This is a genomic window from Shewanella surugensis (genome assembly GCF_023284005.1).
GTDB lineage: Bacteria > Pseudomonadota > Gammaproteobacteria > Enterobacterales > Shewanellaceae > Shewanella > Shewanella surugensis.
In genome coordinates this window covers 22,324-41,558 of sequence record NZ_JAKIKS010000044.1, presented here as the reverse complement: position 1 = coordinate 41,558, position 19,235 = coordinate 22,324, and the positions used below count along the sequence as shown (strand labels likewise).

General features: G+C 39.6%; 22 protein-coding genes. 11 read left to right on the top strand and 11 right to left on the bottom strand.

Annotated features, from left to right (window positions below):
• The first annotated feature begins 318 nt into the window (after positions 1-318).
• Positions 319-687, top strand: coding sequence for a hypothetical protein (locus L2764_RS12615; RefSeq protein WP_248940611.1), 369 nt, complete (start codon positions 319-321; stop codon positions 685-687).
• 89 nt (positions 688-776) lie between these two features.
• Here L2764_RS12615 and L2764_RS12610 read toward each other — a convergent pair whose 3' ends face one another.
• Positions 777-1,430 (bottom strand): LysE family translocator, encoded by a 654-nt coding sequence (locus L2764_RS12610; protein WP_248940610.1) that lies wholly within the window; start codon positions 1,428-1,430, stop codon positions 777-779.
• Positions 1,431-1,556: 126 nt separating this feature from the next.
• Positions 1,557-2,456: a helix-turn-helix transcriptional regulator gene (locus L2764_RS12605; RefSeq protein ID WP_248940609.1), complete on the bottom strand. Its 900-nt coding sequence runs from the start codon at positions 2,454-2,456 to the stop codon at positions 1,557-1,559.
• Positions 2,457-2,701: 245 nt separating this feature from the next.
• On the opposite strand from L2764_RS12605, the gene nadE reads away from it, so the two are divergent.
• The 3 genes from nadE (at position 2,702) to L2764_RS12590 (ending at position 4,823) form a co-directional block, all read left to right on the top strand.
• Positions 2,702-3,574 carry an NAD(+) synthase gene (gene nadE / locus L2764_RS12600; RefSeq protein WP_248940608.1) on the top strand — a complete coding sequence of 291 codons (873 nt, stop codon included), beginning with the start codon at positions 2,702-2,704 and terminating at the stop codon, positions 3,572-3,574.
• A gap of 220 nt (positions 3,575-3,794) precedes the next feature.
• Positions 3,795-4,184: a hypothetical protein gene (locus L2764_RS12595; protein ID WP_248940607.1), complete on the top strand. Its 390-nt coding sequence runs from the start codon at positions 3,795-3,797 to the stop codon at positions 4,182-4,184.
• Between the two features lie 426 nt (positions 4,185-4,610).
• The gene (locus L2764_RS12590) at positions 4,611-4,823 is read left to right on the top strand and encodes a hypothetical protein (protein WP_248940606.1); all 213 of its coding nucleotides are present in this window, start codon (positions 4,611-4,613) and stop codon (positions 4,821-4,823) included.
• Positions 4,824-5,134: 311 nt separating this feature from the next.
• Here the strand turns inward: L2764_RS12590 and L2764_RS12585 are convergent, their stop codons facing one another.
• Complete coding sequence (locus L2764_RS12585) at positions 5,135-5,491, bottom strand: hypothetical protein (RefSeq protein WP_248940605.1); 357 nt, start codon at positions 5,489-5,491, stop codon at positions 5,135-5,137.
• A gap of 598 nt (positions 5,492-6,089) precedes the next feature.
• On the opposite strand from L2764_RS12585, the gene L2764_RS12580 reads away from it, so the two are divergent.
• Together L2764_RS12580 and L2764_RS12575 are read left to right on the top strand one after the other, a co-directional pair.
• A complete protein-coding gene (locus L2764_RS12580; RefSeq protein WP_248940604.1) occupies positions 6,090-6,737 on the top strand; it encodes a nucleotidyltransferase family protein in 648 nt (215 codons plus the stop codon).
• A gap of 841 nt (positions 6,738-7,578) precedes the next feature.
• Positions 7,579-8,055 (top strand): DUF1097 domain-containing protein, encoded by a 477-nt coding sequence (locus L2764_RS12575; RefSeq protein WP_248940603.1) that lies wholly within the window; start codon positions 7,579-7,581, stop codon positions 8,053-8,055.
• 107 nt (positions 8,056-8,162) lie between these two features.
• On the opposite strand, the gene xthA is transcribed toward L2764_RS12575, so the two are convergent.
• The 5 genes from xthA to L2764_RS12550 form a co-directional block, all read right to left on the bottom strand.
• Positions 8,163-8,969, bottom strand: coding sequence for an exodeoxyribonuclease III (gene xthA / locus L2764_RS12570; RefSeq protein WP_248940602.1), 807 nt, complete (start codon positions 8,967-8,969; stop codon positions 8,163-8,165).
• Between the two features lie 12 nt (positions 8,970-8,981).
• Positions 8,982-9,281, bottom strand: a complete 300-nt coding sequence (locus L2764_RS12565; RefSeq protein WP_248940601.1) for a YciI family protein — start codon at positions 9,279-9,281, stop codon at positions 8,982-8,984.
• On the bottom strand, positions 9,281-9,826 hold the full coding sequence (locus L2764_RS12560) for a septation protein A (RefSeq protein WP_248940600.1): 546 nt from the start codon (positions 9,824-9,826) through the stop codon (positions 9,281-9,283). The genes L2764_RS12565 and L2764_RS12560 overlap by 1 nt, the downstream gene beginning before the upstream one ends.
• 79 nt (positions 9,827-9,905) lie before the next feature.
• A complete protein-coding gene (locus L2764_RS12555; protein ID WP_248940599.1) occupies positions 9,906-10,463 on the bottom strand; it encodes a hypothetical protein in 558 nt (185 codons plus the stop codon).
• A 249-nt stretch (positions 10,464-10,712) separates the two neighbouring features.
• On the bottom strand, positions 10,713-11,015 hold the full coding sequence (locus tag L2764_RS12550; RefSeq protein ID WP_248940598.1) for a hypothetical protein: 303 nt from the start codon (positions 11,013-11,015) through the stop codon (positions 10,713-10,715).
• A 216-nt stretch (positions 11,016-11,231) separates the two neighbouring features.
• Here L2764_RS12550 and L2764_RS12545 point away from each other — a divergent pair, with 216 nt between their 5' ends.
• The 4 genes from L2764_RS12545 to L2764_RS12530 are packed head-to-tail and all read left to right on the top strand — an operon-like array spanning position 11,232 to position 13,108.
• Entirely contained in the window at positions 11,232-11,498 is a 267-nt protein-coding gene (locus tag L2764_RS12545) for a hypothetical protein (protein ID WP_248940597.1), read from the top strand.
• 26 nt (positions 11,499-11,524) lie between these two features.
• Entirely contained in the window at positions 11,525-11,986 is a 462-nt protein-coding gene (gene tnpA, locus L2764_RS12540) for an IS200/IS605 family transposase (RefSeq protein WP_248940596.1), read from the top strand.
• Positions 11,987-12,005: 19 nt separating this feature from the next.
• A complete protein-coding gene (locus L2764_RS12535; protein WP_248940595.1) occupies positions 12,006-12,425 on the top strand; it encodes a Rossmann-fold NAD(P)-binding domain-containing protein in 420 nt (139 codons plus the stop codon).
• A 32-nt stretch (positions 12,426-12,457) separates the two neighbouring features.
• The gene (locus tag L2764_RS12530) at positions 12,458-13,108 is read left to right on the top strand and encodes a thiol:disulfide interchange protein DsbA/DsbL (RefSeq protein WP_376708412.1); all 651 of its coding nucleotides are present in this window, start codon (positions 12,458-12,460) and stop codon (positions 13,106-13,108) included.
• A gap of 99 nt (positions 13,109-13,207) precedes the next feature.
• Here L2764_RS12530 and L2764_RS12525 read toward each other — a convergent pair whose 3' ends face one another.
• Complete coding sequence (locus tag L2764_RS12525; RefSeq protein WP_248940594.1) at positions 13,208-14,866, bottom strand: FMN-binding glutamate synthase family protein; 1,659 nt, start codon at positions 14,864-14,866, stop codon at positions 13,208-13,210.
• Positions 14,867-15,569: 703 nt separating this feature from the next.
• Between L2764_RS12525 and L2764_RS12520 the strand changes: the two genes are divergently transcribed.
• The gene (locus L2764_RS12520) at positions 15,570-16,076 is read left to right on the top strand and encodes a GNAT family N-acetyltransferase (RefSeq protein WP_248940593.1); all 507 of its coding nucleotides are present in this window, start codon (positions 15,570-15,572) and stop codon (positions 16,074-16,076) included.
• A gap of 105 nt (positions 16,077-16,181) precedes the next feature.
• Here L2764_RS12520 and fur read toward each other — a convergent pair whose 3' ends face one another.
• Together fur and fusA are read right to left on the bottom strand one after the other, a co-directional pair.
• Positions 16,182-16,613, bottom strand: coding sequence for a ferric iron uptake transcriptional regulator (gene fur / locus L2764_RS12515; protein WP_248940592.1), 432 nt, complete (start codon positions 16,611-16,613; stop codon positions 16,182-16,184).
• Between the two features lie 324 nt (positions 16,614-16,937).
• Entirely contained in the window at positions 16,938-19,028 is a 2,091-nt protein-coding gene (gene fusA, locus L2764_RS12510; protein ID WP_248940591.1) for an elongation factor G, read from the bottom strand.
• Positions 19,029-19,235: the final 207 nt, after the last annotated feature.

Genomic DNA, 19,235 nt, shown 5'->3' with positions numbered 1-19,235 from the left:
GAACTCTACAGCGATGTTTAGGATGATTCTTGAACGCTTCTTCTAGCGTGGTGAACTCATGAGGTAACAGGGCTCTAACTTGTTTCATTTATAAAAAGTGATAATTCATATGCTAATGATAGTTATACAAAAATTTCGATATTGATACAAGTTCTATATCATTGGTAATGTAAAAAATATCAAAGATTAAATATTAACCTAATTGTTGGTAATTTTATACTCAGGTACTTAGCGACACTGTCAACTCAAGACGAACTGTTATTTTGTAATCGGTCATTATCCGTTTCTGCTTATGATGTGATTTATTATCTTGAAGATATGTTGTCGGATCAACAAGACTTTTTATTAATGGGTCAGGCGGGCTATGGTATCAATAATTGGGCGATGCATTATTTTATCAATTGGAATAATACCACATTATTATTACAAGAATCGTGGGGGGTGGGGAGCTATTCTGATATCAACCTTGCTAAGAAACGCCTTAGTTATAAATATGAACAATTAAAAAAAATATTAGTTCAAGTCCATAAAAAAAGTGCTTCTTTTCCTGGACGGCTTGTAGTCATTGATTCTGAATATAATCAATCGGGTTGGGGATGGAAGAAGTCAGATACTCATGTGGAGTGGGAAAAAGAAGACATGGATATTTTTGAGAATGTGAATCAAGCATTGGCTCAAATCGATTAGTTGGTCTGTTTCAATATGTAGAAATATTGAATAAAACATCATCTTTCCATAGCTTACGTTATTCAATGCCATTGACTTTTCAAACTGTGCTATGTCATAAAGGGGATAAGTACTTCAACGATGATCCCCAAGGCAATGCTTAAGAAAATAATACCTGTGACAAGGTTAATCATGGGCGTCATGTGTTTGAGTCTCAATTGTATATGTGCTTTAGATAAAAAGAGGCTAAGTAAGCTAAACCATAAAAGTGACAGTGAGAATAATAATATCACACTGGCAAGCTGAGTCTTAAGGTCGACTTCAGGGGTTATTAAGGTCGAAAAGAGGGTAATGAAAAAAATCAGTGCCTTTGGATTGAGTAAATTGGTCAATAAGCCTTGCCTAAAGGCTTGAAGTGGGCTGAGCACTATTATTGATATGGCCTTTTTCTTAGACGAATTGTTCAAGGATAGGCTAGAAAAGGCGGCTTTAAGGGCATGAACGCCTATCCAAGCAAGGTAAGAAGCACCCATCAATTGCACTAAAGTGAAAAGGATTGTGGAGCTGTGGATGAGTAAACTGACCCCCGTTAAGCTTAAGCTTGTGAGAATCAGAATGCCTACAGAAATACCTAGTGCAGCAGCAAGAGCCACTTGACGGTTTTGTTGTGTGGCTACTTTGACTGTTAAGGCAAAATCAGGGCCAGGACTCATCAGGGCTAAACTATGAATGATGGCCAGCGTTGTCAATAATTCGAAATCCATATTGTTATGTTCACAAAGTATAAAGAGGAATATAAATCAATTATCGTTAATTTGAGTATTGATGGATTGTAATAAATTGCAATGACAGCTTATTGATTAAAGAACCTATTAATCAGTGCTTGTCAATTAAGAACCTATCAATCGACGTTGAAAGTGACTTGGTGTGATTAAATAGGCTTCTTTAAAGGCTTTGTTGAAATGACTTTGATCAAAAAATCCCATATCGTGAGCAATATTTGTTGATGTTCCCCCCTTAAGTAAGGCTTTCTTTGCATGTTCTAGTCTGAGTCGCTTTAAATAGGCGTGAGGTGTCATGCCTGTTGCTTGTTTAAATTGCCGAAGAAATTGAAATTGACTTAAATCGAGCTGGTTGGCGAGATCCTCTAATTTAAAATAATGAGTTAAGTTTTTATTAAACAATGATTTAACTGCTATCAGTTGTTTGTTGCTTAAGCTAAATTGATGAAGGTGTGTACTTTGAACTTTTTGGCTATGACGCAGCAGTAATTCGGTAGTAAACGCCATGGTTGCAGTTTCTTTTAGCAGCCGATTGTCGTGATGCTGCTCTTCTTGTTGGGTGAGAAGTGAGTGTAAATTTAAAAAAGCGTGGCAAAACGCAGGATCGGGTAAAATCGCATGAGAAAAGAAACAGTCCGAGTGATGTAATTCTTGTGCAATATGATTGATATAATGAATCGGCAATGATAATACATTAGCCGTGTAGCCCTCATTTTGATAACTTTCGCCATCATGGACTTCATCATGGACTTCATCATGGACTTCATCATGGACTTCATCATGGACTTCATCATGGACTTCATCAGGGTTTAGGGTGGAAAGCACCGTGTTATTCACATGATAACCTTGGCCTTTATGGGTATAACGCTGACTACCTTCGGTAATTAAGCCGATGTGATAATCTAAATGGACATGTTTTGGAAAGGTAAAGTGTTGCAATCGTGCACGACTGATCTCCATTCCTGCAATGCTTGGATTATGCCAATAGTGAATACATTCTTTTTGCATGTTGCTACTTGTTGTTATTTTCTCTTTGTTTAGTAAAAAGTCGCACACAGAGAGATAAAATGGATGATCCCATCATAGCGATTGCCAGATACTCAGACTAGTAAATAATTGCAGGTGCTTATATTCGTTCTAAAGTGTTCCCTGATTGGTATCTTTAGATTGCATGGGTATAATCTCTATGGTCTATCGTTAATTAGTGCTAAATTCGTTGGCATAAAAGACTTTTACTATCAATAGGAGCCCCCGTGAAAGGTCAGATTATAAGAGAAATGAAAGTGTTAAAGGTTATTGATCCCGCTTTTGAAGTGCAAAGACGAGTCGCGTTTATTAAGGCCAAGCTTAAGCAGTCTAGCTTTAATGCTTTGGTGCTTGGGATCAGCGGGGGGGTTGATTCATCGGTTGCAGGGCGTTTATGCCAGCTGGCCGTTAATGAGCTTAACGAAGAAACTAATCGTGCAGAAGTGGATAATTCAGTACAGGCTGAAGCTGGGATGAGTAAAGATGAATATCAATTTATTGCAGTGCGTTTACCTTATAAGGTTCAAAAAGATGAACATGAAGCGCAGTCAGCTTGCCAATTTATAGCGCCATCAAAACAAGTGACGGTGAATATCGGTCAAGGGGTGGATGAATTGCATCATGCTGTTTTGACTGGGGTAACAGATGCAGGGTTAGTGAATGAAAATAACAATACGGATTTTGTTAAGGGTAATGTAAAAGCGCGGATGCGTATGATCGCACAATATGAAATTGCAGGTTTAATGGGGGCCTTAGTGGTAGGGACAGATCATAGCGCTGAAAATATTACTGGGTTTTATACTAAATGGGGAGATGGTGCGTGCGATCTTGCGCCTCTATTTGGATTTAATAAACGCCAAGTGAGACAAGTGGCACGCTTTTTAGATGCCCCAGAAACGTTGGTGGTTAAAGCCCCTACGGCCGATTTGGAATGCAGCCAACCTCAATTAGAAGATGAGGTGTCGCTAGGGCTGACTTATGATCAAATTGATGATTTTCTCGAAGGCAAAGAGGTGTCGAGTTTTGTGAGTGATAAGTTAATTTCCATCTATAAAGCCACGCAACATAAACGTGAACCCATCCCCACTATTTATGATTAATGATAGTCGTTAAGAGTAACGCTTATGTGTTACTCTCGATAAGGATATTTTCATATCATTTTGCTATAAATAAAAAAAATTAAGCAACTAAAAAACCTGATCACCTTTATATTCAATAATATTGAAAATGGGTGTTGCGTTTCTGTCTGTGACGAAGTGGCCATTATCAACTAACCTTATAGCGTTCAATATCGGAGTATTGCTAATAAGGATATATCTCATGAAAACCTTCTTTTGTTCAATTTTAATGGGTCTACTTTTTGGTTTGAATTTTTCGGCTCAGGCCGATCCTATTCAAGACTTAAGTATGAATGCTTACAAAGCAGGCTGGTTTCCAAACTTTTACCAGGGGCAAGCCATGACCTGTCCAAAAGCGTGTGAGGTTTGGGTTGGGACGCGTGCGGAGCAGGAAAAAACGACTGATATCGTATCCACAAAAGATGTGGCTTACGTGTGTAAAATTACGCGCGATCCGGCCATTATTATGGATCCGCAAAACGATCCGAGTTCTCATTGGATTTATGGTTCCCAGTTCGATGATGTCGCAGCTTGTTTTGCGACGCGCAATATAGGCTCAGACTTATTTATGTGCTTATGTGTGGATTATTAACTGGGCGGATGTCAAATCATAAGGATTTTTTGCGGAGAATTTAAAAGCCTTATTTATCCAAGGAGTCGTGGAGTCTTTTTCTCTACAAGGGTCAATATAAAGCCACATCAATCCTCAGTTAACTGAGGATTGATGTGGCTTTTGCATTTTGGGCTCAATGAATAGTGAAGGTCACTCATTTATTTCTATTGAGTGTTATTTTTCAGCAGATAATATATTTTTTGAGTTTTTCACTGACAATGAGCTTTGACGATTATGGGGGGCGTGGCCTACTCTTTCATATGTCCAAGTGACATGAAAACTGCATTTGTAGCTGATATGGAGATAGTCTCTTAGGCTAGGTGTTATGTAGCAATCATAATCGTGGGTATTTGGATTGATTCTTTGGTTCATGTTGTTTGCTGATAAAATGTAGAGCTGAGTGGAATGCGCAAGATGGATCGTTATTTTATTGGCGTTGATGTGGGAAGTCACAGTGTGCGATCTGGTTTTTTTAATGCCAGTGACCGAAAAATGACGGAAGCTAAGCATGAGACACTGATGTTTAAACCTCAGGCTGATTTTAATAGACGTTTATCCTTGATTAGCGGGGCGCGTCGTCTTGCCATATGCTTATACAAGCACGTGATACTTCATTAATCCTATTAGGGTTTGATTCGGCGTAAAAAGTGTTTTGACCTTGGGGTCACTTAGATACCCTTCTTCGCGTAGCGAATTTGAGTCTAAGCGAAAAGCCTTGGCGTGGGGTTGTTGATTATGTGGTTTTTTAGCGGGAGTTAAAAACATGGTAGGCAAGATTAAGTCAAGCCGTATCAAAACTCAAGTTTGAGTTTCATGCGGCTTTTTGTTTGTGTTTAAAAATATTAGTGTCATTTTGATAGGGTTATCAGCTTCATTTGTAGATAAATTTAAACCTTAAAATGGCTGATTGAAGTAAAGGATATTCAATCTTAGTTATCTAGGCTTAATATTGCCTCATACCAGCTCATTATTGGATTACGGACTATTTGATCGTTAGCTTCGTCAACAATACTGCTGCAGGGGCCTCGCTCAAATCCGAGATTACAACTGTCTCCCGTTTGGTCGATATAATTGATGTAATAGGATACAGTGCCTTGGCCGCTGGCCAATTGAATATCACTGGATTGTAATTGGATCGCGAATACTTTCGATCTATTCTCTTCATTGACCATCATCTTCAACTCTTCGAATGCTAAATCAAATTCATCATCGTTTAAGTTTTGAGTGAGGAGCTTTTCAAATTGTATTTTAAAGCCTTGAATGTCGGTTCCGCATAAATAATCCATAATATAATCACAAATATAATCAAAAGTGCGTTGGATTAAATGGGCTTTTTCTATGCTAAGTGGTTCGTTTGCCGTTAATATTAAGCCTGATTGTTCTGCATTTTCTCCTATTGCTCTGTTGATTGTATTTTGAAAATAGCTCTCACTGATGTTAATGCTATGTTATCCTTCTCTGTCGGTTGAATTAACGGCATTTTGGTTGTTCTCTGAAGAGAGCGAGTAGGCATTAATATTTGTTGCGAGTGGGTTAAAATAAGTCATATGAGTTGTCCTTTCTATGCGGGATGTTGAAGTGACAGGTTATGATACTTCTATGGCACCTTGGCTTCTATAAATATACATATTTTCAATGAAATCGTTAGTACTTTAGTCTGTTATTTTATGTTGTTACGAGTGGTGCATGGGCATTGTTTTTCATCCTAAATAATATGGCTTTAATCAGTGTTGAAGGTATTATTTAAGATATTCTGATTTTAAGAAGGTTAACATGTGTCAGCTTATTGCTAAGATCTAGGATACTTTCGTGATCCGTTATACTATGAGACTTACCATACATATTTACTTTTTGGGCTGATTCCGTTCCAAATAGGATGTCGAGTTGTCTCAATGCAATAAAAAACTCATTATCGCTATGCTAGCTGCGGGTGGCAGCCGCCGTTTTAAGGGCACTAAATTAGCTGCCACACTGAAAAGCAGCCAGAATGCGATACTCTTGGATACTTACCTTAAGTTAAAACGCGCTGCAGATGTTATTAATGCGGGTATGAATACAGACATTAATCTTGAGATGGAAGTCGAAGTCGTGGTGATTTTAGGTGGGCATCGGGCGCAGTTGCAGCCTTTATTACCAGAAAGCACCCATTGGGTAGTCAATCCCGATTGGGAGCAAGGCTTATCGACTTCGGTGAGGTGCGCAGCGCAGCATGCGATTAATTCACAAGCGTCAGGTTTGATGTTAACCCTTGCCGATCAAGTGGCTATTTCAGCAGCAGACTATCTAGAGCTTATTTATCTTTGGCAGCAAGATAAACAAACAGTGGCGTCGGAGTATTTAGAGGAGCCGGGCGTACCTGCTATTTTTAATGGAGACGATTTAGCGGTGTTTTCGAGAATTAAAGGTGATAGAGGCGCTAAGCCAGTGTTAATGCAATATAAAGCCCAAGGACGATTGAGTATGTTATCGCTGGATTGTGGCGCGTTAGATATTGATACTCGCGACGATCTTAATCGCTGGGATCTGCAATAGCGTTAAAACAGTTGGTTGTTTTTATACGCCCCTAAAAGCACTCCGTTGAAAAAAGAGAAAAGTCTTTTATGCTTCGTTACTGAGCATCAACTTAGAATCATTAGGCTATCAGCTCAAGAAGACAGTTGTGCTCGTTCACTCACGTCCATGTGATCACGACATTTGTTATCTGACCTATATGGATATCGGGAATGTCTTATTATTGTCTGGAGCAACAAAGACCTTAAACATCAGATGACGGGAATGTTATTGATGCAAGAGCAATTAACGATCTTGCTTAAAAGGCTTTAAATTCCAGCTGGATCCGGTATCTTCAATGGTTACGGGTATACATGTCGATATTGGCGTCGAACCTAACTGGATGGCCTTTCCTTTTTCACTTTTCTATTTTTTTAAATGCCCATATATGAGTAGGTGATACTGCATTAATAAATTATCGCTGTTCTATTTGTATTCGTATTACGCTAATTTCATGGTTCTGCTCTGTTATTTTACAACTGAAAATGTGACTTTGTGACGAAATATTGAGAAATTGTGGGGTTAATAGCATTTTTATGTATTAATTCGTGTTTTTTTACTCAAAAAAAGGTAATTTAGCCTACTTGTAAATTATGTTTACCTAATGCAGTAGCAGATTGGAATCGCGGGGGTGGGCTAAGTGAGAGGCTCACCTTTATATTCCATGCTAATAATAATTAATAATAAAAGCGCATTGATACATGGGCGTACGGCGATTTAAGTCGAGGATGCTTTAAAAGGTAACGCAATAACTTGATGAGTCAGTTTTAAAGTAAGCGGTTTAAGCCGAATACGACTATGTGGTATGAGTTCGGAGATATTTATGGAAAATCGTTGGTCTGTGGCTGTTTCAGCGGGGTTACTTGCTGTCGTTTGGGCAGGCGTTGCAGATGTTTTTAATTGGATCACTTGGCTGGGTTTCATGGGGTGCAGTACTTTTTTCGCTCAACATCTGTCAGGGATAAAAGGCATGTTTATGGCTTGGGCGACCAATTTATCTGGCGTGTTATGGGGTTGGTTGATTATTTCGGCGAGTAGTTTCTTTGTGTCGCCCATGGTGGGATATATTATGACTGGACTCGTGACTGCTGCCATGTGTTTACAAGCCAGTTATTATCGTTTGGCCTTTATTCCAGGCACTTTTATTGGTTGTTGTGTCTGTTTTGCGCTAGCGGGCGATTTAGTGGCCATTATACCGCCATTATTGATTGGAGGTACATTGGGCTTAGCGATGAGCTTATTAACAGGACAATTTGTGAGCTTGAGTAATAAGTTATCAAAAGCACAAGTAGCAGAGTGAGCGTTTGAAGAATGTAGTGAGTATTGTTGAATAAAGTGTCTAACGGGTCAGTAAAAAATGTACTTTAGATAAGTGAAACTAAAGTACACTTTTTTAACGAGAATAGTTTATTTAAAGCTGCTCCAAATCGGGGCATGATCTGATGGTTTCTCAATGGCCCTAAGTTCATAATCAACATCGGACTCGACAAGGCTTTCGGCGAGTGAAGACGTTGCGAGCACCACATCGATGCGCAAGCCGCGATTATCAACAAAGCCTTTACTGCGATAATCAAACCAAGAATAACGCTCGGTGCGATCAGGGTGCAGTTGACGGAAGGTATCGATGAATCCCCAGTTTAACAATGTTGCTAGCCATTCACGCTCCTCTGGTTGAAAGCTGCATTTTCCGGTTTTCAACCAGCGCTTGGCGTTAACATCCCCAATACCAATATCGAGATCAATCGGTGAAATATTGATATCGCCGATAATCGCAATGTCTTCTTCAGGATCATGATACTCATTCAAATAGTGCATCAGATCTTGATAAAATCGACGTTTAGCAGGGTACTTAGTCTCATGATTGATGTTATCTCCCTGAGGGAAATAGCCATTAAGCACAGTGAGAAGACGGCCATTTTCTTGTATAAAAGTGCCCATGATCATACGGCGCTGAGCATCTTCCCCATCAGTTGTAAAACCTTTTTTAATTTTTGTAGGGGCTTGCTTAGATAACATTGCCACACCGTAATGGGCTTTTCCGCCATGAAAATGAACATGGTAGCCCATGGCTTCTACATCTGCTAAAGGAAAGGCTTCATCATGAACCTTAGTCTCTTGCAGGCCGATAATATCGGGTTGGTGAGAGTCAATTAATGCTTGAAGCTGATGTAGTCTTGCGCGTAATCCATTGATATTAAATGAAACTATTTTCACTATGGTTTTTCCTTAGGGTAATACGCGTTTAAACGGTTTAACAATCACACTTTGATAAACACCTGCACTGATATAGGGATCGTTGTCGGCCCAAGCTTGTGCCTGCTCGATAGAGTCAAAGTCGGCCACGACTAAGGATCCTGTAAAACCGGCATCACCGGGGTTGTCGTTATCAATGGCAGGATGGGGACCTGCGATGAGCAGTTTACCTTCGTCGGCGAGCAGCTGTAGGCGAGCAAGGTGTTCGCTCCGTACAGATTTTCTTTTTGCTAAACTGTTTTCAATGTCTTGAGATGAGATCATATACCACATTATTTCAGTTCCTTACGCTGCTCTTCAGACATGTTTTTATAGAGATAAATGATAGTGATTACGGTGTTGATAAGGGTGAGTGCGGTTAAACCGAAGACTTTAAAGTTTACCCAAGTTTCCTGCGGTAAACTAAAGGCGACATAAATATTTAATAAACCACATGCGGCAAAAAAGAAAACCCAATACCAAGTGACATGTGCCCATATTTTATCGGCAACAATCAGCTCTTTTCCTAGCATACTTTTGAGGACAGGCTTATTAATAAGCTGGCTCACGATTAACCCAATGGCAAACAATGAGTAAACGATGGTGACTTTCCATTTAATAAAGGCATCATCATGGAAAAATAAGGTTAAAGAACCAAAAACAGTCACCATGGCAAAGGTGATGAGATGCATTTTTTCTAGTTTTTTGTACAGCATATAACTGACGATCAGTTGCAGCGCGGTGGCGACAATAAGCGCACCACTGGCGACATAAATATCGTAGATTTTATAAAAAGCAAAGAAAATGACTAAAGGTAAAAAATCGAGCAACTGTTTCATAAAGTGATATCAATCAAAATAAGTAAAAGTAGCCCTGAGTGTAGCACGATGGTGAAAGCGGAAAAAGCTCAGGGTAATATTAAGGGCTGATTTGAATAAGCGCTGTGGTGAGTTTATCACTTGGATTGGTTTGAGTGATGGATAAATAAGTATCACTGCTTTTTCTTGCCGATATAGGGAGACTGTTTTTAGTATTCTCTAAATAGACGTAATTATGGTAAATCATATTCCTGATACTCTCGTGGTTATTTTCTTTTAATGTATAAGAGACAACGAACCGCTCCGTTTCAATGAGATAACCGACGCCTTTATATCGATAAAAAGTTAATTGGTTAGGCTGTAGAATGTTAACTTGGCAATGTCGGTAAGGATTTTCTGCACGTGGGTGACGGTACCACAGATGAGGTGATTGATTGGGGTTATTGTGTTTAATGGTTTTATTACGGGTTACAGCAATGGTGAGATTAGTACATCCATGGGCAAGGAAACTCACTATCATTTTTTGGTCCGTGTTATTGAATACCGTGACCTGAGTGTCTTTAGGGATGTTAGTTTCGGGAAAAGCATTAACGACCTGAGTCAATAATACTGTAAAGATAAGTAAAAACAATGCCTTTAAACTAAATGTTTGGCACATACTTCCTCCTTTTTTATTTTGTCACTTTATAAAAAATAGGAGTGGGTTAACCTAAAAGCAAAGATAATATTGTTACATTGTATGTTCTGGTGTTTACTTTCTGTTTAATTGACTCTTTAATCACTACATGGTGTTATCAAGTGGTGACTTAGGTGTGGGCTGATCCGAACTTAGCGTATTAATCCGAGTTTGGCCGCTCGCTGGAGTGTCTATGTTAATGGTGTGAATTAATGACAATCACAACTAGCTTCAGTACGCTTGCAATACTGAATCTGCAGCACAGAAACAATCTACTTTTCCATCCTTAGAAGAGCAGCTGACTCCGACTGAAATGAGACCTGTTTCGGCCATATTATCACTAATATTTTGACGTGCTGAAATTTCAGAAATCCATTCACCTTGGAGTATTAAGTCAGTAAATAAATACTCCATTTCTGTCCAGTTTACATTTGTTTTTGGCTGAATGTAAGGTAAGTTTCGATTAGGATTGGCGTAGGCTAAACTTGAAGTCAATATGATTAAAAGTATGAGGTGGTGGCAGAATGCTAGCATGTTGATTCCTTTTTAGTTCTGATTAAATTGAGTCAATTCACTTCTTCACGTTGATTCATATGAATGCATCATTTTTTATGACGATAAGAGGTGCCAATAATAACATTGAGTTAGCAATGATTGATTTTCTCGCTTAAAAAATATTAACGTTGGTTGTTATTTCTCAATAAGAGGTAGTCATTAAGGCTTAAATTGATAGACTGGAGCAGAGTTGAGATGTTAACTTCTGATCATTACAGGATAAAACGAAACGATGATAAGTTCGGTCAGTATAGTGGGGTGTGGTTGGTTTTACCTTTAGCAAAAGCATTAGTAAAGGAAAACTTAATGGTTCGAGGATCGAAACGTACTCAGCAACAAGCACAATGGTTGGTAAAAGAAGGGATAGCAGGCTTCAGTTTGGACTTAGATGATTGCACCACAAGCCAAACTAATCGCCGAGTCAATCTCTTTGGGTTTGATTCCCCGCAGCTTGCTGCGTAAAAATCTTCAAGTGTTAGAATGAGTGGATGAGCACATTTATTCATAAAAGTCACAATGTATCAGTTCTTATGTACCATATAGTTTGTCCGACAAAATACAGAAAAGCTGTTTTTACTGAGGAGGTAGATACAGAGTTGAAGAATATTTGTATTGATATATCAAATCGGTATGAAATTATTTTCATTGAGATAGTAGCGGACAAAGATCATGTCCATTTTCTTATACAGTCGGTGCCAATGTATAGCCCCAAAAAGATAGTACAGATAATTAAAAGTATTTCAGCTCGTGAAATATTCAAGAGATGTCCTGAAGTGAAAAAGCAATTATGGGGAGGGCCGTTTTGGTCAGATGGTTATTTTGTTAGCACAGTAGGAAAGCACGGTGATGAAGAAATGATCAAAAAATATGTAAAGAATCAAGGTAATGATGACTATAAACAGTTTCATAAACAATCGGTAGAGAAGAGTGAACAGTTGATGGTGTGGTGATCAATTAATACCCCGCAGCTTGCTGAGGGGATTTTTATTAGCCGCCGAGCAAGTGTTTAGCGATGTGGCGCCAACCTGTGTGCTGAGGTTTGCCGGTTTAGTAGGCCCTAATCGTCATCCTGGACGCTTCTTATCAGGAAAAAGTGATATTGCGGGAGGGGCTGCGCCCGTTAATCTGGTGCATTTGGGTGATTTTGTTAAGGCGGTCACTTGTATCATTTTAGCCGATAATGTTCAGAGTGTTTATAATCTTTGTGCACAGGAACATCCAAGTCGGCAAGCATTTTACCGAGCCGCTTCTATTGATTTAGGGCTCACTTTACCTGTATTCAACCAGATTGAGCAGGTGGGGAAAAGAGTGGATGGGGACTTAATCACACGTGATTTAGGTTTCGCATATCAGTTTAACGAGCCCCTCGATATGTTGAGTCATTGCTAGCTATTTATTATTAATTACCGATGGTGTCATTTATGAAAAATGTTTTAAAAAACAAATATCTATTGTTATTTTTTGTGACAATTTTAATGCCTTTGCTTGTTAGTGCTAATACAAATTCAAGTGCGGTAACTTATGTAGAAGGCCAAGATTATACGCATATAGCAGGGATCCCTGAGGCTCAACAGCCTGTCGTACGTGAATTCTTTTCTTATAATTGTCCTCATTGTTATCGTCAAGATGCATTATTTGAACAAACGGCCACTTTACTGGGTAAGGATATTGTATTTGTTAGGACCCCTGTCGGCGCAGGTAGAGAGTCTTGGATTTTAAGTCAAAAGGCTTATTATCTTGCGCAGACGTTTAAGGTGACTCGTCAAGTGCATGGGGCCATTTTTAAGCGTATTCATGAGCAAGAAGGCAGTTTTAAAAATGACATGGATCTGGTTAACTTTTTTGTTAAACAAGGATTAGAAGTCAATGAGGTTAAGGCTACATTGGTGTCTGTGGATGCGAGCCTCGCATTATCCAATTACGATCTTCAAGCGCAATTGTCAGGTATTCGCGGCGTGCCTTCATTGTTGGTGAATGGTCAATACCTAATCAGTTCGATATCACAAACACCTGAGCAGCTTAGCAAGCTGATTCAATATTTAAGTCAGTTACCGATTAAAACCAGGGAATAATGATCCCCAAGCCAGTTGACTATGCATCTTTATCTGGCTTGGATCTTGTAGAATCATTGTCAGCTTGAGTGGCAATGATTTTTATTGTTTTTCCTTTCCTTATTTTCTATTGCTGACGCTATGAGTTTGATATGCTAATGGTGTGATAATATATAAATCATCTGAGACAAATTCATCGCTTTTGGCTTGGCCCCACCAGTGATGCCAAGGACCTAGATCACTGGTACTGTGAAATAATGCTTTGGACGTTAAGTGGGTGACTAAGCTTCCAAGAGAAATGGGCAGTCCTGATGGTGTCCTCTTTTTGATCATTTGTGGCATTAAGTCGGCAGGATCGTTCAGTCCCATTGCCCCGACAAGTTCATAGAAACTGTGTAAGGTGTTTTTATGAAAATGCATCACCCGCTCACTTTTCAGGTTAACATCGATAGCTTTACTTCGCACCGGATCTTGTGTGGCGACGCCTGTTGGACAACGATTGGTATTGCAGTGACGAGATTGTACGCATCCTATGGCGAGCATCATGGTTCTAGCTACATTGACGGTATCGGCGCCAAGGGCAATTTTTGTCAATAAATCGAAACTCGAAGCGGTTTTTCCTGAGCCAATAATACGAATTTTATTTCTAAGATCAACACCCATTAAAGCATTATGCACAAAGTAAATACCTTCAAGGCAAGTCATGCCTAAATGATTACTAAACTCTAAAGGCGCTGCACCAGTGCCACCTTCAGCACCGTCGACGGTAATAAAATCGGGAAGAATATTAGTTTCTAGCATGGCTTTACAAATGCACAAAAATTCTGCTGGATTACCGATACAGAGTTTAAACCCGACGGGCTTTCCGTCGCTCAGTTGACGTAATCTTTTTACGAATGTGAGTAAGGCTATCGGGGTGGTGCATTCAGGGTTGACTGCGGGTGACACACAGTCTTGTCCTTTAGTAATATGGCGGATAGAGGCGATTTCATCGGTAATTTTAGCCGCAGGTAACACACCGCCGTGACCGGGTTTCGCCCCTTGAGATAATTTGATTTCAATCATTTTTATTTGGGGTTTGTTGGCCATGGCTTTAAACATATCATCATCGAATTGGCCTTCATCGTTTCGGCAGCCAAATAAGCCTGAGCCCACTTGCCAAACAAGATCGCCTCCGTGCTTTAAATGATAAGGACTGACGCCTCCTTCTCCAGTGTTATGGAAGCAGTGTGCTTTTTTAGCCCCTAAATTAAGCGCTTCAATCGCGTTACGGCTAAGGGCACCAAAACTCATAGCGGATATATTCAGATAAGAGGCGCGATAGGGCTGGGTGCAATCATCGCCGCCAAAGATGATGTGTTTAGTTTCTGCTTTGACTGTTTTAGGGTTTAAGGAATGCCATGCGCTTAAATAATTTTCTTCCATTAAGTTTCGCTGGGTACCAAAGGCGATGGTATCTCTGACATTTTTTGCTCTTTGGTATACCAATGAACGTTGTTCACGGTTAAAGGGCTTTTCTTCTTCGTCATTAGCGATGAAATATTGTTGTATTTCAACTCGGAAGGATTCTAAAAAGTAACGAATATAGGCAACGCTTGGATAGAGACGATTCAAGTTATGTTTACTAAACTTTAAATCATAAAAGCCGACGATGGTATAAAGTAATGTACAACACAAAATGAGAACAGAGGAAAGATCACCAACATTAAGCCAGAGGGTAAAAGCCAGTATATTACCTACGCTAGCAATGAACCAAAATACTTTCTGCATCGGAGTCATAAAGGATCCTTTTATTACGTCTAATTCGATCGTAGAGTATGAGTGTCTATTCAACGCCATTGCTGTAACTATAGCAAGGTCGTTGACATTTTATTCCGGTTTCTTTCAATGTGCTATTGATGAGATTCAAAAAATCTGAAAATATACCCCAATCGGTTCAAAATGCAGGATCTCGCTGACATTAAACGTTTTGATCGTTAATGGCTTTTATGCATTTACTGATATTTTTCTCCAGTAGATCATCATTTTCATTGATCTGGCTATGATATTTATGCTTTCTTCAGGATAAGATGACCAGATCGTTTATTCAGGATCATTATTGGCTTAAGAGTATTTTTAATGTCAACTGAACCCATATACCCGTGATACTTCAAGATGCATGTTTTCAGAGCCAGTAAAACCAATCAATTTAAGGCGCATGATTGCGGGAATGTAGGCACCTTTTAAAAGCATGCAACATAGAAGTGATTGGTTTTAATGGCTCCTAATAGGCTGGTTTAAAAGCCTTTTATTCTGCGTTATAGAGCATTAACTTAGAATCACTAGGTCATCTGCTTAAAGCCTTGCCTACAAGGCTTTTAATTCCAGCTGAATCCTGCATCTTGAAGTATCACGGGTATATAACGCGATCGCTTGGGTATCGATTTAGCGTCATTTAGGGATATCATCTATTATTAAGCAATGAACAGTATTGGAGTGAGTCATGGTCGTTGCAGAGACAGATCGGTTATACCTTCGGCGATTTATCGCTGATGATGCTAAAGCCGTTTTTTTACTCAATAGTATGCCTAAAATCTTAAGTCATTTACCGGGTTCACCGATAAAGTCGATAGAGGAGGCACGTCGAGTCATCATTGATGTTGCCTTACCGATGTATGCTGAGTTTGATTATGGTCGATGGGCTGTTGTTCATAAGCAAGATGATCGCGTTATTGGCTATTGTGGCCCTAAATACCTAGCCGAGTATAATGAAGTTGAATTAGCCTTTCGGTACTTACCGGAATATTGGGGTCAAGGTTTTGCAACAGAAGCAGCCGTTGCAGCCATAGAGGAGTGTGAGGAGTATCATCTTACTGGTATGATAGCCTTGGTATTACTCGGTAATAAAGAATATGAAAAGGTGCTTAATAAGATTAAAATGTTTGAAATAAAACGTGACAATTATTTAGGCTATAAAGTGAAAATATTCCACAGATTCTTTAATCATTAATATTGCGCATTGTGTTGAGAACTTTGAACGTGAGTCGTTTGAACATGCATTTGGTATATAAAAAAACCAGCTAGTATTGCTGGTTTGTACACTTCTATTTAATTGTTATTCTACGTCATGATTGCAGCTATCATCGGTACAAACACCGTATAAATATAAGCTGTGATTAGTCAGTTTAATATTGTATTTAGTGGCAATGATATCTTGACGTTGTTCGATGATGTCATCGGCAAATTCAATGACTTTACCACAAGATAAACACACTAAATGATCATGATGATGCTGGCTGGCAAGTTCAAATACGGCTTTACCACTTTCAAAATGATGACGTGTCACAATGCCTGCGTCATCAAATTGGTTTAACACGCGATATACCGTTGCAAGGCCAATTTCTTCACCTAAATCTAATAATCTTTTATAAAGATCTTCAGCACTGATGTGTTGGTTTTCCGGCTCTTGCATGAGCTCTAAGATCTTAATTCGGGGAAGGGTCACTTTTAACCCTGCTTTTTTTAGCGCTTGATTTCCATCAGTCATGATGCATCTCTTATTTGCAGAACGATTAGCATAAGTGTTAATGGTTCATTTGTGGCCGTTGAAACCATTATATGTGTACAAATAGAAAACTGAAACCTTTGATTTCTCCATATGTCCTCGAATGAATAATAATTATAGGGTATTTTTAAAAATATAAGATAAAACAATCAATTTAAGCATACATTCTGTAATGTTACTCGTTAATGCGATGAACAGAGGATGAGGAAAAACAATCTATATTATTGGATTAACAGGATCGAAAAAACCCCATAAAGTGTTTTATGGGGTTTTTATTTTTGTTAAAGATGAGTCGCTAACTAAGCATTACTTCTTAGCTGCAGCTTCACGTGCTTTAACTTCAGCAATCACTTTTTCAGAAACACTGTTTGGACATGGTGAGTAGTGAGCGAATTCCATAGAGAATTGGCCACGGCCCGATGTCATAGTACGTAGTGAACCGATGTAACCGAACATTTCGGATAACGGTACGTCAGCTTTAATACGAACACCAGTCACACCGGCCATTTGGTCTTTGATCATACCGCGACGACGGTTAAGATCGCCAATAACATCACCCACGTTGTCATCTGGGCTAAATACGTCAACATTCATGATAGGTTCAAGAAGTTGTGCACCGGCTTTAGGCATAGATTGACGGAAAGCGCCTTTAGCAGCGATTTCGAACGCGATAGCTGACGAATCAACTGCGTGGAAAGCACCATCAAGAAGAACGAGTTCAACATCTAATACAGGGAAACCAGCAACCGTACCCGTACCCATCAAAGAGGCGAAACCTTTCTCAACGGCAGGCCAGAATTCCTTAGGAACATTACCACCAACAACTTTAGAGCTGAAAGTGAAACCTGTGTTTTGCTCACCAGGACGAATGATGTAATCAATTTTACCGAATTGACCAGAACCACCAGACTGTTTCTTATGCGTGTAGCTATCTTCAATTTCTTTAGTGATAGTTTCACGGTAAGCAACTTGAGGCTCACCTACAATGAGATCTACACCGTATGTACGCTTCAGGATATCGACCTTAATGTCTAGGTGAAGTTCACCCATACCTTTAAGAATCGTTTCACCTGAATCAATATCTGTTTCTACGCGGAATGATGGATCTTCAGCGATCATCTTACCGATAGCGATACCCATTTTCTCTGATCCGCCTTTATCTTTTGGTGTAACAGAGATAGAGATAACGGGCTCAGGAAATACCATCGCTTCTAGTGTACAAGGATGCTTAACATCACACAGAGTGTGACCTGTTTGCACGTTCTTCATACCGACGATAGCGATGATGTCACCCGCTTGAGCAGATTCTAATTCGTTACGCTCATCGGCTTGCATTTCAACCATACGACCTACACGTTCAGTTTTACCGGTGAACGAGTTAAGGATGGTGTCTCCCCTGTTCAGTTTACCTGAGTAAATACGGACGAAGGTAAGTGCACCGAAACGGTCATCCATGATTTTGAATGCTAGTGCTTTAAGTGGTTCATCAATAGAAACAAGTGCGAATTCGCCATTCTCTGCACCGTCTTCATCAGTCAGCGGCTGAGGATCGACTTCAGTTGGTGAGGGTAGGTAATCAACAACAGCATCAAGCAGAAGTTGCATACCTTTGTTTTTGAACGCACTACCACAATATGTTGGGAAGAATGACATATCACGTGTTCCTTTGCGGACACAACGCTTGATGTCTTCGATAGAAGGCTCTTCGCCTTCCATGTAAGCTTCAAGTAAATCATCGTCCTGCTCAAGAGCCGTTTCGATGAGTAGTTCACGGTATTCTTCAACTAAGTCGACCATGTCAGCTGGAACATCTTCAATTTTGTAGTTTTCAGCTTGTCCCGTTTCGTCCCAAATCCATGCTTTACGAGTCAATAGATCGACAACACCGGTGAATTCGTCTTCGATACCGATTGGAAGTACCATGACGATTGGATTAGCCGCTAATACGTCTTTAGTCTGCTTAACAACGCGTAGGAAGTCAGCACCCATACGGTCTAACTTGTTGACGAAGATGATACGAGCAACTTCTGATTCGTTCGCATAACGCCAATTTGTTTCTGATTGAGGCTCAACACCGCCACTACCACAGAATACACCTACACCACCGTCTAATACTTTGAGAGAACGATAAACTTCAACAGTGAAGTCAACGTGACCAGGGGTGTCAATAACGTTAAAACGGTGATCGTTCCAAAAACAACTGACAGCAGCAGACTGAATGGTAATACCACGCTCAGCTTCCTGTTCCATGAAGTCAGTTGTAGATTCACCATCGTGAACTTCACCGATTTTATGGATTTTACCGGTTAGCTTAAGGATACGCTCGGTTGTCGTGGTCTTACCCGCGTCAACGTGAGCGAAGATACCAATGTTTCTGTACTTTGATAAATCAGTCATTTTTTTACTCTATTGGAGTTACGTTCTAAAATTCCGCGCAAGTATAGCAATACTTTCCGATTTTTTTTATCAATTTTTATCAATTGGGGTTAAATAAGCATAATTAAAATCAAAAAGCCCTTAAAATCGCTGAATTATGGATTTAATTATTGACCTATAATTTTGTTTAACCCCAATATCGGTTCGATTAAGGTGTGGTAAGTGGTT